The organism is Xanthomonas cassavae CFBP 4642, assembly GCF_000454545.1.
In the GTDB taxonomy this organism is placed as follows: Bacteria; Pseudomonadota; Gammaproteobacteria; order Xanthomonadales; family Xanthomonadaceae; genus Xanthomonas; species Xanthomonas cassavae.
Map to the genome: position 1 here is coordinate 3407283 of NZ_CM002139.1, position 14067 is coordinate 3421349.

Here is a 14067-nt window from a genome sequence, read left to right on the forward strand (position 1 = left end):
TGCGGCCGGTGCTCCGGCAGCAGGCATCGGGACGCCTAGCGCACCAGGCAGGGCCGCTTGTTGTCGAAGGTCCAGTTGGGGATCAGCGCCTGCATGGCGGCCGCATCGTCGCGCGCGCCCAGGCTCATCTGTTGGTAGGTGCGATGCGCCGCTTCCAGCGCATCCAGGTCCAGCTCCACGCCCAGGCCGGGCTTGGTTGGCACCTGGATCTGGCCACCTTCGATCTGCAGCGGAGTGCGGGTCAGGCGTTGGCCGTCCTGCCAGATCCAGTGCGTGTCGATGGCGGTGACACGCCCCGGCGCGGCCGCGGCCACATGGGTGAACATCGCCAGCGAAATATCGAAGTGGTTGTTGGAATGCGAGCCCCAGGTCAGGCCCCAGTCGCGGCACAGTTGCGCCACCCGCACCGAGCCCTGCAGCGTCCAGAAATGCGGGTCGGCCAGCGGAATATCCACCGACTGCAGCTGGATGGCGTGACCCATCTGGCGCCAGTCGGTGGCGATCATGTTGGTGGCCGTCGGCAGGCCGGTGGCGCGACGGAATTCAGTCATGACCTCGCGGCCGGAATAGCCCTGCTCGGCACCGCACGGGTCTTCGGCATAGGCCATCACGCCGTGCATGTCGCGGCACAGGGCGATGGCCTGATCCAGCGACCACGCGCCATTGGGATCGAGGGTGATGCGCGCCTGCGGAAACCGCGCGTGCAACGCGTGGATCGCCTCGATCTCCTCCTCGCCACGCAGCACGCCGCCCTTGAGCTTGAAATCGCGGAAGCCGTATTTCTCGTAGGCCGCTTCGGCCAGCCGCACCACCGCGGACGGCGTCAGTGCCTTCTGGTCGCGCACGGCATCCCAGGCATCGGTGGCAGCGCTGCCGTCGCGGTATTCCAGGCCGGTCTTGCGGCGATCGCCGATGAAGAACAGGTAACCCAACACGTCTACCGCATCGCGTTGCTGGCCTTCGCCGAGCAGCGCGGCCACCGGTTGATCCAGGAACTGCCCGAGCAGGTCCAGCAATGCCGCTTCGATGGCGGTCACCGCATGGATGGTGATGCGCAGATCGAAGGTCTGCAGGCCGCGTCCGGCGCTGTCGCGGTCGGCGAAGGCGGTGCGCACCTGATTGAGGATGCGCTGGTAGTCGGCGATGGAACGGTCGCGAATCAGCGTGGCCGCCTCGTTCAACAGGCCGGCGATGGCATCACCGCCCGGCACCTCGCCCACGCCGGTGCGCCCGGACGAATCGCGCAGCACCAAGACATTGCGGGTGAAGTGCGGCGCGTGCGCGCCACTGAGGTTGAGCAGCATGCTGTCCTGGCCGGCCACCGGCACGACGCGGATGTCGGTGATGCGCGGGGTGGTGCCGATGCCTGCAGCTGAGGGATGGATATTCATCTGAAGTCTCCGAAGACGATCAACGCGATGCCGGCACAGGCGCGGCCGGGCCGCCCGGGGGGGCCTTCAGTTCCACGCGCTTGATCTGCCCGACCACGACCAGGTAGGACACCACCGCCAGCAGGGCATTGAGCCCGACGAAGACCAGCGCCCACTCGAAGGTGCCGGTGGTGGAGACGATGTAGCCAATGACAATTGGCGTGGTGATGCCGGCGATGTTGCCGAAGGTGTTGAACAGGCCACCGGACAGGCCGGGGATCTCCTTGGGCGAGGTGTCGGCCACCACCGCCCAGCCCAGCGCGCCGATGCCCTTGCCGAAGAAGGCCAGCGCCATCAGCCCGACCACCATCCATTCGGCCTGCACGTAGTTGCAGCCGATCATCGTCACCGACATCAGCATGCCCACCACGATCGGCGTCTTGCGCGCGGCAGTGAGCGAATAGCCGCGCCGGACCATGCGGTCGGACACATAGCCGCCCAGCACGCCGCCGACAAAGCCGCACACCGCCGGCAACGAGGCCACAAAGCCCGCCTCCAGGATCGACATGCCACGCTCCTTGACCAGGTACACCGGGAACCAGGTCAGGAAGAAATAGGTCAGCGTGGTGATGCAGTACTGGCCGATATACACGCCCAGCAGCATGCGATTGCACAGCAACTGCTTGGCGTAATGCCATTGCGTCCCCTTGGGCTGGCCACCGGGCGTGTTGCCCTGTTCCATGTCCACCAGTGCGCCATTGCGCTGGATGTAGTCCAGCTCCTGCGCAGACAGGCGCGGATGGTCGCGCGGTGCGTAGATGGTCTTGCGCCACACCAACGCCAGCAGCACGCCCACCCCGCCCATTACCAGGAACACATGCTCCCAGCCCCAGGCATGCACCAACCAACCCATCAGCGGCGCAAACGCCACGGTGGCGAAGTACTGCGCGGAATTGAAGATGGATGCGGCCAGGCCGCGCTCGGCGGTGGGAAACCAGGCTGCCACGATGCGGCTATTGCCGGGGAACGACGGCGCTTCGGCAATGCCCACCAGAAAGCGCAGCACGAACAGCGTGGTCACCGCCCAGGTCACCGGCACCCAGCCGATGAAGCCCTGCAAGGCGGTGAACAACGACCAGATCAGCAGCGACAGGCCGTACACCCGGCGCGAGCCGAAGCGGTCGAGCAACCAGCCGCCGGGAATCTGCCCGGCCACATAGGCCCAACCGAACGCGGAAAAAATGAAGCCCATCTGCAGCGCGTCGATGCCCAGCGCATCCTGGACCGCGGAACCGGCGATGGACAAGGTGGCGCGATCGGCATAGTTAATCGTGGTCACCACGAACAACATCAACAGGATCAGATACCGCCTGCGCGGAACCGTCGGTGCGCCAACTGTCGTTGAACCGACCGTTTTTGAATCGATAGCCATCATCGTTCCTCACCTATGACGATGGAAGCGCACTGCGCTTCGGTATTCCAAGTGGGCCTGCGGTTGGCGTGCCGGACCCTCCTCCGGCACGCCTCAGGCAAGGTTGCGAACGGGTCGGTCAGTCGTGGCCCAACGCGCCATCCACGCGGCGCCACAGGCCCAGCGGATTGCCGTGCGCCACGGCCGCCGGCAGCAGCGCCGCCGGCAGGTCCTGGTAGCAGACCGGGCGCAGGAAACGATCGATCGCCAGCGTGCCCACCGAGGTGCTGCGGCTGTCGGAGGTGGCCGGAAACGGACCGCCATGCACCATGGCGTGGCAGACCTCCACGCCAGTGGGCCAATCGTTGACCAGGATGCGCCCTGCCTTGCGCTCGAGCACCGGCAGCAATGCCCCCGCCAACTCGGTATCGCCGTCGTCCATGTGCAGGGTGGTGGTGAGCTGGCCTTCCAGCGCCTCGCTCAATGCACGCAATTGGGCAATGTCCTTGCAACGCACCAGCAGCGAGGAGGCGCCGAATACCTCGGCCTGCAGCGCTTCGTCAGCCAGGAAGGCATCGGCATCGGTACCGAACAACGCCGCCGGGCAACGCCCGGTGCCAGCGGCCGCGCCACGGGCCAGGGTGGCGACCTGCGGATGCGCATCCAGGCGCTGCACGCCTTGCGCATACGCATGACCGATGCCGGCGGTCAGCATCGCCGCCGGCGATACGTCCTGCAGCGCGTGCGTTGCCGAGGCAATGAAGCCATCCAGTGCCGGCGAATCGATCGCCAGCAGCAGGCCGGGGTTGGTACAGAACTGCCCTGCGCCCAGGGTGAGCGAAGCCACGAACGCCTTGCCCAGTGCCGGCGCGCGCGCTGCAAGCGCATGCGGCAACAGATAGACCGGGTTGATGGCGCTCATTTCCGCATACACCGGAATCGGCTCGCGGCGTGCAGAAGCAATCCTGACCAACGCCATGCCGCCGGCGCGCGAGCCGGTGAAACCCACTGCCTTGATGCGTGCATCGGCCACCAGCTGCGCGCCGATCTCGATGCCGGCATCGAACAGCAGCGAGAACACGCCTTCGGGTAAACCGCACTGCGCCACCGCCGCCTGGATTGCGCGGCCCACCAGTTCGGACGTGCCCGGATGGGCGCCATGCGCTTTCACCACGACCGGGCAGCCGGCCGCCAGGGCGGAGGCGGTATCGCCACCGGCCACCGAAAACGCCAGCGGGAAGTTGCTGGCACCGAGCACCGCCACCGGCCCCAGTGCGATATGGCGCTGGCGCAGATCCGCACGCGGCAGCGGCGTGCGCTGCGGCATGGCGGGGTCGATGCGCGCCTGCAGCCAGCTGCCTTCGCGCACCACGTTGGCGAACAGCCGCAGCTGGCCCACGGTGCGTCCGCGCTCGCCTTCCAGCCGTGCACGCGGCAGAGCGCTTTCGCGCATGGCGCGTTCGATCAGCGCATCGCCCAGTGCCAGGATCTGCTCGGCGATGGTCTCCAGAAAGCCGGCGCGCACTTCCAGCGAGGTGTCGCGATAGGAATCGAACGCGGCGTGCGCCAGCGCGCACGCCTGTTCCAGATCCTGTGCGCTGGCCGAGGCGAACACCGGCTGCAGCGCTTGGCCACTGGCGGCATCCAGCCCCTGAAACACCGCACCGACGCCGGGCACGCTGCGCTGGCCGATCAACGATTCACCCTGGATGGCATGCATCAGCGGCGTCCTCCGATCAATTGCCTGAGCTGGGCGAATTCGTCCTCGTTGAGGTCGGCCAACGGCGTACGCACCGGGCCGGCCGGGCGGCCCACCGCGCGCATGCCGGCCTTGACGATGGACACCGCATAGCCAGCGCGGCGATTGCGCAGCACCGTGTACGGCAGCACGAAATCGTTGAGCTCGCGGTAGATGGTGACGTGGTCGCGCGCGCGCACCGCCGCATAGAACGCCAGCGCCCACTCGGGAAGGAAATTGAAGATGGCCGACGAATAGGTGGTAACGCCCATTTCCAGATACGGCAGCGCGAAGGTTTCGGCCGTGGGCAAGCCGCCCACGTACAGCAACCGGTCGCCCAGCCGCGCATAGATGCGGGTCATGCGATCCACATCGCCGATGCCATCCTTGTAGCCCACCAGGTTGGGGCAGCGTTCGGCCACGCGCGCCAGGGTCACATCGTCGAGCTTGGCATTGGCGCGGCCGTAGACGATCACGCCGAGCTTAGTTGCCTTGCAGACGCGTTCGACATGGTCTGCCACGCCCTCGGCATCGCACTCGGTCAGGTACGGCGGAAACAGCAGGATGCCGTCGGCGTCGTTGCGTTCGGCGGCCTGCGCCATCTCGATGGCGATCGCGGTGCCGTAGCCGGCCGGCGCAATCACCGGCATGCGCCCGGCGGTCTGGGTCACCGCGGCACGCACGGCGCGGTTGACCTCGTCCAGGCTCAGCGAAAACAGCTCGCCGGTGCCGCCGGCAGCAAACAGCCCGGCTGCCGGATGCGAGGACAACCAGTCCAGGTTGGTGCGATAGGCCGGTTCGTCGAACGCCAGTTCGGCATCGAAATGGGTGACCGGAAACGACAGCAACCCGGCGCCAAGCGCCTGGGCCATTTCGGACGGGGTGTAGCTGCTGCTCATCGGACAAACGCTCCTAGGCGGGGGATGGGCTGATCCTAGGAACGCAGATCGTTGCTGGTCCAAACCAAATTACGTATTGTCTGATACACGAGTTGAATCAATCGCGTTATGGATGACGCCAAACCTGTGCAAATGGCTGCTTTGCAACAGTTTTCTGCGGCTTGCGTAATTATGGATGCGCGTGCTCGTTGTCGGTGCCTTGCCGGTGTGCCGCGTATTCATCCGCACACCGCGCGCAAAGATGTTGCACATGCAGCATCGAATTCATCCAAATCGCCCATCGAGAGGCTGCTTTATGGTCGATCTGCCCCAACTGCGCTGCTTCGTTGCCGTTGCCGACGAGCTGCACTTTCGACGCGCAGCCGAACGCCTCAACATGACCCAACCACCACTCAGCCGGCAGATTCAGCTGCTGGAGCACAGCGTTGGCACCGCATTGCTGGAGCGCAACAGCCGGCACGTGCGGCTGACCCAGGCCGGGCGCAGCCTGCTGGCCGAGGCACGCGCGATCCTGCGCATGGCCGAGAACGCCGGCCTGCGTGCACGCCGGATCGGCACCGGCGATGCCGGCAGCGTCTCGGTGGGCTTCACTGCCGGTGCCAGCTATCACTTCCTGCCCGAGGCCATCGCGCGCTGGCGCAGGCAGGCACCGGATGTGGACCTGCAGCTGAAGGAAATGGTCAGCCTGGCGCAGCTGGATGCGCTGGACGCAGGCCGGCTGGATATCGGCCTGCTGCGCCCGCCGATCCAGCGCCCCAGCCTGCACAGCCGCTGCGTGGCGCGTGAGCCGCTGATCGCCGCGCTTCCCGAAGACGCGCCGCTGGCACGCCGCGACAGCCTGCGCCTGCAGGATTTCGACGGCCAGCCGCTGGTCAACTACGCGCCCGATGAAGCGCGCTACTTCTACGATCTGCTGGCGCAGCTGTTCGGCAGCCGCGGCATCGCGCCGCGCTCGGTGCAATACGTCAGCCAGATCCACTCGGTGCTGGCACTGGTGCGCGGCGGCATGGGCATGGCGCTGGTGCCCGAAGGCGCGAGCGGCCTGCGCTACGCCGGCATCGTGTATCTGCCACTGCGCGACGATGCACCGGCCACGCCGGTGGAATTGCATCTGGTGTGGAAGCAGGACAACGACAATCCGGCGCTGCGCCGGTTGGTTGCCTGAGTGCAGCGCGCAGGGGGCACTCCTCCTACTGACGCCCCACGCTCTGCACCACATGCAGACGGCGCAGCCGGCGCATCACTTCGGCCAGGTGGCGGCGGTCGCGCACCTGGATATTGAAGCGCAGCACCGCGGCATTGAAGTCGCGGTCCAGGTAATCCACGCGTTCGATATTGGACTGGCTCTGCGCAATCGCCGCGGCCAGCTGCGCAAGCACGCCGGTGCGGTTTTCCACCTCGACGATCAAGGCGGTGTCGTAATCGCCACTGACGTTGGAATCCCAGTCGATCGGCACCCAGCGCTCGGGCGACTTGCGCAGCTCGGCCAGGTTCGGGCAGTCCAGCCGGTGCACCACGATGCCCTTGCCGGCGGTGTGGTAACCCATGATCTCGTCGCCGGGAATCGGCTGGCAACAGTTGGCGAAGCTGATCACGCCGCGCTCGCTGCCGTCGATCAGGATCTTTTCGTGCGAATGCTTGGAGTGGCCGCCACCGCGCAGTTCGGCGTAGGCCATCAGCGCCTGCGCGGCCTGGGTCGGCATCCAGTTGCCCAGCGCCACATCGGCCAGCAGCGCTTCCAGGCGCGGGTAACGGTGTTCGTTGAGAAACGCATCCAGCCGGCCCTTGGGCAGACGCTCCAGCGAGGAGTCCATCGCTTCCAGCGCGCGGTCGAGCATGCGGTGGCCGAGCTGCACGGCGTCTTCGTGTTCGAGTTGCTTGAGCTGGTGGCGGATCGCGGTGCGCGCCTTGCTGCTGACCACGAACTCCAGCCACTGCGGCTTGGGCGTGGCCGAGCGCGCGGTGATGATTTCCACCGCCTGCCCGCTGACCAGCTTGGTGCGTAGCGGCACCAGCTTCTTGTCCACCCGAGAGGCCACGGCGCGGTTGCCCACATCGGTATGCACCGCATAGGCGAAATCCAGCGCGGTGGAATTGCGCGGCAGCGCCAGGATCTTGCCCTTGGGCGTGAACAGGTAGACCTCGTCCGGGAACAGATCCACCTTGACGTTGTCCAGGAACTCCAGCGACGAACCGGCGGCGCGTTGCGAATCGATCAGTTCCACGATCCAGTCGTGCGCACGACTCTGCGCGCTGTTGGGCGCAGCCGAACCTACCTTGTAGGTCCAGTGCGCCGCCACGCCGCGCTCGGCGATCAGGTCCATCTCTTCGGTGCGGATCTGCACCTCGATCGGCGAGCCATACGGCCCGAACAACACCGTGTGCAGCGACTGGTAGCCATTGGCCTTCGGGATCGCGATGAAATCGCGGAAGCGCCCGTCCAGCGGCTTGAAGGTGGCATGCACCGCACCCAGTGCGTGGTAGCAGTCGGCCACCGTGCGCACCACCAGGCGGAAGCCGAACACGTCCATCACCTGGTCGAAGGACTTGTTCTCTTCGTGCATCTTCGAATAGATGCTCCACGGCGTCTTGATGCGGCTGACCAGGCGGTGCTCCAGACCTTCCTTGGCCAGCCGCTGCGACAGTTGCACCTCCACCTGCGCCATCGATTCGCGCCGCACCACCGGTTGGCTGCGGATATGCTTTTCGATGATGGCGTGACGCCAGGGATACAACGCGCGGAAGCCCAGGTTCTGCAGCTCGGACTTGATCAGGCTCATGCCCAGGCGCTGGGCGATGGGCGCGTAGATCTCCAGCGTTTCGCGCGCGATGCGGCCGCGCGCCTCGGTGCTCTGCGCGCCCAGCGTACGCATGTTGTGCAGGCGGTCGGCCAGCTTGATCATGATCACGCGCAGGTCGCGCGACATCGCCAGCAGCATCTTGCGGAAGCTTTCGGCCGCCGCTTCCTGGCGGTCGCGGAACTTGAGCTTGTCCAGCTTGGTGACGCCATCGACCAGCTCGGCCACCGCTTCACCGAATTCCGACGCCAGCTCTTCGCGGGTCAGCGGGGTGTCTTCGATGGTGTCGTGCAGGATCGCGGCGATCAGCGACTCCATGTCCAGGCCCAGCTCGGCCAGCACCCCGGCCACGGCCACCGGGTGGGTGATGTAGGGCTCGCCGGACTTGCGGGTCTGGCCGGCATGCGCGCTGGCGCCCACTTCCCAGGCACGGCGCAGGATCGGCAGTTGCTCCTTGGGCAGGTAGCTGGCAGCGCGCTCGAAGTGCAGGACGTAGTCGGGAATCGCCGGGTCGGAGGACGGGGACGTCGCCACGCTCGCCTGGGCAGTAGGGCCTGGGTTCATGGCAGAAGACTATGCCAGCGGCGCAATGACGGCAAACGTTTGCACACCCAGGCGTATGCGAGGCCCGCAAACAAAAACAGCCCGCGGCAAGGCGGGCTGTCTGGATCGATCGCGAACGCGATCGATCAATCGTCGTTCTTGGACATGTCTTCGTCGGCAACGACTTCGGCAGCGGCCCATTCCAGCGCTTCGCGTTCGGCGCGCTCGCGCTCGGCCTTCTCGACTTCGTCGATCAGCGCGTTGTCGATCCGGCGTGCGGCGATCTCGCGCAGTGCCATCACGGTGGGCTTGTCGCTGGCGTCGGCGTTCTCGATCAGCGGCTGCACGCCGTTGGCGAGCTGACGGGCGCGCTTGGATGCCATCATGACCAGCTCGAAACGGTTGTTCACGACTTCCAGGCAATCTTCTACGGTAATGCGGGCCATGCGGGCTCCCGGCGACCGGCAACGGCCGCGCATCGAATGAGGGAAAGGGGCGGAGTGTACGCCCCGGCCGCCGTCACGGCAACCTTGGCCTATTCAGTTTCCTTTGGAATCAGGGATTTGAGCCGCTCAGTCCAGCAAGGCCCGGATCAACGCCGCATGTCGCTGCTGTTGCGCCTGCCGGCGCAGCCGGCTGGCGGTGAAGATCGCGCACATCTCCGAGACCGCGGTGTCGAAGGTCTCGTTGATGATGACGTAATCGAACTCTTCGAAATGCAGCATCTCTTCGCGGGCAGCGGCCAGACGCTGCGCCATCACGTCCTCGCTGTCCTGGCCGCGCTTGCGCATGCGCTCGTCCAGCGCCTGGCGCGACGGCGGCAGGATGAACACGCTGACCGCGTCGGGTACCTTCTGGCGCACCTGGCGCGCGCCCTGCCAGTCGATCTCCAGCAGCACGTCGTGACCGGCGGCCAGCTGCGGCTCCACCGACTGCCGCGCGGTGCCCTTCCAGTCGCCATGCACCAGCGCGTATTCGAAGAAGTCGCCCGCTTCGATCATGCCCTGGAACTCGTCGGCGGAGACGAAATGGTAGTGCTCGGCATGCCGTTCGCCCGGCCGCGGCGCGCGCGAGGTGAACGAGATCGACAAGGCGATCTTGGGATCACGCGCCAGGGTGGCGTTGACGATGCTGCTCTTGCCGGCGCCGGAGGGGGCCGCAACGATATAGAGGGTGCCGCGCATAAGATCAGGGATTCGGAATTGGGGAGTCGGGATTCGCGAACGGACTGCGGACCGGTACCACCGGGGTCGACATGCTACCGGGATTGAGCGCAGCCCGCAGAGGCGCGGGATTTGCCGTCCACCAATCCCGAATCCCCAATCACACATCCCGGCTACTCGATGTTCTGCACCTGCTCGCGGATCTGGTCGATCAGCACCTTCAGATCCACCGCGGCGTTGGAGGTACGGCTGTCCACCGACTTGGAGCCGAGCGTGTTGGCCTCGCGGTTGAATTCCTGCAGCAGGAAATCCAGGCGGCGGCCCACCGGTTCGCGCTGCCTGAGGACGCGGCGGATCTCGCCGATATGGCTGGACAGCCGGTCCAGTTCCTCGTCCACATCGAGTTTCTGCAGCCACAGCACCAGTTCCTGCTCCGCGCGACCCGGATCCACCGGATGCGGCAGGTCGGCCAGGCGTGCGGCCAGCTTGGCGCGCTGGCCTTCGCGGATCGCCGGGATCAGGCTGCGCACCTGCGCGGCAATGCGTTCGATCGCATCCACCCGCTCGCCGATCGCCTCGGCCAGCTTGGCGCCCTCACGCTCGCGTGCGCCCACGAAGCTGTCCACCACTTCGTCCAGCAGCGCCAGCGCCTGCGCCTGCAGGGCCGGCGCATCCACGTCCTGCACCTGCAGCACGCCGGGCAGTTGCAGCAACTCGGTGAAGCCCACCTGCAACCTGGGAAAGCTCGCATCCAGCCGAGTGGCGAGCGCGCCGAGTTCCTGCAGCAGCGCTTCGTTCACCGCCAGGCTCTGCGCATGCTCCGGCGCGCGCAGGCGCAGCGTCAGGTCCAGCTTGCCGCGGCTGTTCCTGGCCGCCACGCGTTCGCGCAGCAACGGCTCCAGCGCACGCAATTCCTCCGGCAGGCGGATGCCGACCTCCAGAAACCGGTGGTTGACCGAGCGCAGCTCGCAGCCCAGCGTCCCCCAGGGCGTGATGCGTTCGCCGCCGGCGAATGCGGTCATGCTTCGGATCATCGTCAGTCCCGTGCCATCAAAGCGCGAATGGTACTCTAGCCGCCCGCGCTGGCTGACCGCCCGCCACGCGCCGACAGACCACCTCCCGACTTCCGGATCCATCGCATGACCTTTTCCCGTCCCAGCGGCCGCATGGCCGATCAGCTGCGCCCGGTGCGCATCGAACGCTCCTTCACCCGCCATGCCGAAGGCTCGGTGCTGGTGAGCTTCGGCGACACCCGCGTGCTGTGCACCGCCAGCGTGGACAGCCGCGTGCCGAACTTCCTGCGCGGCAAGGGCGAAGGCTGGGTCACCGCCGAGTACGGCATGCTGCCGCGCTCCACCCACACCCGTTCCGACCGCGAGGCCGCGCGCGGCAAGCAGGGCGGGCGCACGCTGGAAATCCAGCGCCTGATCGGCCGCGCATTGCGCGCCTGCGTGGATCGCAATGCCCTGGGCGAGCGCACCATCACCCTGGACTGCGACGTGTTGCAGGCCGATGGCGGCACCCGCACCGCCGCCATCACCGGTGCCTACGTGGCACTGGCCGATGCGGTGAACCTGCTGCTCAAGCGTGGCGACATCAAGAAGCACCCGCTGATCGGTGCGGTGGCGGCGGTGTCGGTCGGCATCTACCGCGGCGCACCCGTACTGGATCTGGACTACCCCGAAGACAGCGACTGCGATACCGACATGAATGTGGTGATGAACGATGGCGGCGGCTTCATCGAGCTGCAGGGCACCGCCGAAGGCCACGCTTTCCGCCGCGAGGAACTCGATGCGCTGCTGTCGCTGGCCGAAAAAGGCGTGAGCGAGCTATTCGCGCTGCAACGCGCCGCGCTGGCCGGATGAAGCGGCGCATCGCCCTGACCACGCTGCTGGTCGCCGATTACGACGCGGCTATCGCCTGGTACACCGGCGCATTGGGTTTTCGCGTGATCGAAGATCGAGCGCTGGGCGATGGCAAGCGCTGGGTGGTGATCGGCCCGGGCAGCGCGGACGATGCCGCCCTGCTGCTCGCGCAGCCATCCGATGCCGCGCAGCAGGCGCGCATCGGCGACCAGACCGGCGGACGGGTGGATCACTTCCTCTACACCGACGACTTTTGGCGCGACCATGCGGCGATGCAGGCGTATGGCGTGCAATTCCTGGAACCCCCGCGCCAGGAGCCGTATGGAACGGTCGCGGTGTTCCGCGACCTGTACGGCACCCGGTGGGATCTGCTGGAGCCCAAGCGATGAAACAACTGGTATTGGCCAGCGGCAACGCCGGCAAGCTGGACGAACTGCGCGCCATGCTGGCCGACCTGCCGCTGCGCATCGTGGCGCAGGGCGAGCTGGGCGTGGACGACGTGCCGGAAACCGGCCTGACCTTCGTCGAGAATGCCTTGATCAAGGCCCGCCACGCCAGCGCGGTGACCGGCCTGCCGGCACTGGCCGACGACTCGGGCCTGATCGTCGATGCGCTCGGCGGCGCGCCCGGCCTGTACAGCGCCCGCTATGCCGGCAGCCCGACCGATGCGCAGGCCAACACCGCCAAGCTGCTCGACGCTATGCGCGCCGTGCCGGCCGAGCGCCGCAGCGCGCGGTTTTACGCGGTGATCGTGCTGCTGCGTCACCCGGAAGATCCGCAACCGCTGATCGCCGAAGGCAGCTGGGAAGGCGTCATCACCACTGCACCGCGTGGTGATGGCGGCTTCGGCTACAACCCGGTGTTCCTGGACCCGGTGCATGGCCTGACCGCAGCAGAAATGGACAGCGATCTGAAGAATCGCCTGAGCCATCGCGCAGTGGCGCTGGCCACGCTGCAGCACAAGCTGCACGCCCTGTCGCTGTGAACCATGGCCTGACGCAGTGCCCGACCTGATTCCACCGCCCCTCTCGCTCTACGTGCACCTGCCCTGGTGCGTGCGCAAATGCCCGTATTGCGATTTCAATTCGCATGCGGCCAATGGCGCGTTGCCGTTCGACGACTACGTGGATGCGCTGATCCGCGATCTGGATGCGGATCTGCCGCTGGTCTGGGGCCGGGTGGTGCATTCGGTGTTCTTCGGCGGCGGCACGCCCAGCCTGTTTCCGCCGGCGGCGATCGACCGTTTCCTGCAGGCGGCCGCGGCGCGGCTGCGGTTTGCGCCGAATCTGGAAATCACCCTGGAAACCAACCCGGGCACCGCCGAACATGGCCGTTTCGAGCACTACCGCGCAGCGGGCGTGAACCGGCTGAGCTTCGGCGTGCAGAGCTTCGACGATGTGGCGCTGCAACGGCTGGGGCGCATCCACGACAGCGGCGAGGCCGAACGTGCGATCAAGCTGGCGCAGGATGCCGGCTACGACAATGTCAACATCGATCTGATGTACGCCCTGCCAGAGCAGACCCTGGCCCAGGCCGAGCACGATCTGGAGCGCGCCTTCGCGCTGCAGCCCACGCATCTGTCGCACTACCAGCTCACGCTGGAGCCGAACACGGTGTTCTTCGCGCGGCCGCCCAAGGGCATTCCCGACGAAGATGCGGCCTGGGATATCCAGGAACATTGCCAAGGGTTGCTGGCCCAGGCCGGCTATGCGCAGTACGAAGTCAGCGCCTACGCCAGGCCCGGGCGGCAATGCGCGCATAACCTCAATTACTGGCGCTTTGGCGATTACCTGGGCATCGGCGCCGGGGCGCACGGCAAGATCAGCTCCGGTGCGCAGCAACAGGTGCTGCGCCGCTGGAAACACAAGCATCCGCAAAGCTATCTGGCCGGCGCCGGCACGGCGGCGTCGATCGGCGGCGTCGACATCGTGCCGCGCGAACGGCTGCCGTTCGAATACATGCTCAACCTGCTGCGGCTGCACGAAGGCTTCCGGTTGGGCGACTTCGAAGCCTGCACCGGGCTGCCGGCCTCGGCGATTACCGCACCGCTGGCGCGTGCGCTGGCGCAGGGTTGGCTGGTCGAGCACGACGAACGCCTGCTGCCCACCGAACTGGGCCGCCGTTTCACCAACGACGTGGTCGAGCTGTTCCTGGACTGATTGCCACCGCGCACAGGTGAGCTGCCTGCGCCACGCAGGAACGGCGAATGCACGGCTGCAGGATCACCACTCGCCAGATGCAGCTGGCGGCGGCATGACGCTGCATCCACGCGTCTGCAGA

Annotated in this window: 13 protein-coding genes; 5 read left to right on the forward strand and 8 right to left on the reverse strand. The window is 66.7% G+C overall.

Translation table 11 applies throughout. The annotated features are described in order from the left end of the window. Positions 1 to 35: 35 nt before the first annotated feature. The 4 genes from gudD to kdgD all read right to left on the reverse strand — a co-directional run bounded on the left by gudD (position 36) and on the right by kdgD (position 5418). Positions 36 to 1391, reverse strand: a complete 1356-nt coding sequence (gudD, locus tag XCSCFBP4642_RS0115135) for a glucarate dehydratase (protein WP_029220538.1) — start codon at positions 1389 to 1391, stop codon at positions 36 to 38. A 19-nt stretch (positions 1392 to 1410) separates the two neighbouring features. Then, entirely contained in the window at positions 1411 to 2805 is a 1395-nt protein-coding gene (locus XCSCFBP4642_RS0115140; protein WP_029220539.1) for an MFS transporter, read from the reverse strand. A 115-nt stretch (positions 2806 to 2920) separates the two neighbouring features. Then, positions 2921 to 4501, reverse strand: coding sequence for an aldehyde dehydrogenase (NADP(+)) (locus XCSCFBP4642_RS0115145; RefSeq protein WP_029220540.1), 1581 nt, complete (start codon positions 4499 to 4501; stop codon positions 2921 to 2923). Further along, the gene (kdgD, locus tag XCSCFBP4642_RS0115150; RefSeq protein WP_029220541.1) at positions 4501 to 5418 is read right to left on the reverse strand and encodes a 5-dehydro-4-deoxyglucarate dehydratase; all 918 of its coding nucleotides are present in this window, start codon (positions 5416 to 5418) and stop codon (positions 4501 to 4503) included. Before kdgD ends, XCSCFBP4642_RS0115145 begins: the two co-directional genes overlap by 1 nt. 295 nt (positions 5419 to 5713) lie before the next feature. Between kdgD and XCSCFBP4642_RS0115155 the strand changes: the two genes are divergently transcribed. Then, positions 5714 to 6583, forward strand: a complete 870-nt coding sequence (locus XCSCFBP4642_RS0115155) for a LysR family transcriptional regulator (protein ID WP_029220542.1) — start codon at positions 5714 to 5716, stop codon at positions 6581 to 6583. Positions 6584 to 6608: 25 nt separating this feature from the next. Here the strand turns inward: XCSCFBP4642_RS0115155 and XCSCFBP4642_RS0115160 are convergent, their stop codons facing one another. From XCSCFBP4642_RS0115160 to XCSCFBP4642_RS0115175, 4 genes are all read right to left on the reverse strand, one after another. Further along, positions 6609 to 8780: a RelA/SpoT family protein gene (locus XCSCFBP4642_RS0115160; protein WP_029220543.1), complete on the reverse strand. Its 2172-nt coding sequence runs from the start codon at positions 8778 to 8780 to the stop codon at positions 6609 to 6611. A 125-nt stretch (positions 8781 to 8905) separates the two neighbouring features. Beyond that, positions 8906 to 9205, reverse strand: coding sequence for a DNA-directed RNA polymerase subunit omega (gene rpoZ / locus XCSCFBP4642_RS0115165; RefSeq protein WP_002812428.1), 300 nt, complete (start codon positions 9203 to 9205; stop codon positions 8906 to 8908). Positions 9206 to 9331: 126 nt separating this feature from the next. After that, positions 9332 to 9943: a guanylate kinase gene (gmk, locus tag XCSCFBP4642_RS0115170; protein WP_016903572.1), complete on the reverse strand. Its 612-nt coding sequence runs from the start codon at positions 9941 to 9943 to the stop codon at positions 9332 to 9334. Between the two features lie 152 nt (positions 9944 to 10095). Beyond that, a complete protein-coding gene (locus XCSCFBP4642_RS0115175) occupies positions 10096 to 10956 on the reverse strand; it encodes a YicC/YloC family endoribonuclease (RefSeq protein WP_029220544.1) in 861 nt (286 codons plus the stop codon). A gap of 105 nt (positions 10957 to 11061) precedes the next feature. Here XCSCFBP4642_RS0115175 and rph point away from each other — a divergent pair, with 105 nt between their 5' ends. Genes rph through hemW form a run of 4 tightly spaced genes read left to right on the forward strand, consistent with a single transcriptional unit; the run spans position 11062 to position 13946 of the window. Then, on the forward strand, positions 11062 to 11787 hold the full coding sequence (rph, locus tag XCSCFBP4642_RS0115180) for a ribonuclease PH (RefSeq protein ID WP_029220545.1): 726 nt from the start codon (positions 11062 to 11064) through the stop codon (positions 11785 to 11787). After that, complete coding sequence (locus tag XCSCFBP4642_RS0115185; RefSeq protein ID WP_029220546.1) at positions 11784 to 12176, forward strand: VOC family protein; 393 nt, start codon at positions 11784 to 11786, stop codon at positions 12174 to 12176. Before rph ends, XCSCFBP4642_RS0115185 begins: the two co-directional genes overlap by 4 nt. Further along, positions 12173 to 12772, forward strand: a complete 600-nt coding sequence (gene rdgB, locus XCSCFBP4642_RS0115190; RefSeq protein WP_029220547.1) for an RdgB/HAM1 family non-canonical purine NTP pyrophosphatase — start codon at positions 12173 to 12175, stop codon at positions 12770 to 12772. Before XCSCFBP4642_RS0115185 ends, rdgB begins: the two co-directional genes overlap by 4 nt. A 16-nt stretch (positions 12773 to 12788) precedes the next feature. After that, entirely contained in the window at positions 12789 to 13946 is a 1158-nt protein-coding gene (hemW, locus tag XCSCFBP4642_RS0115195; RefSeq protein WP_029220548.1) for a radical SAM family heme chaperone HemW, read from the forward strand. The last annotated feature ends 121 nt before the right edge of the window (positions 13947 to 14067 follow it).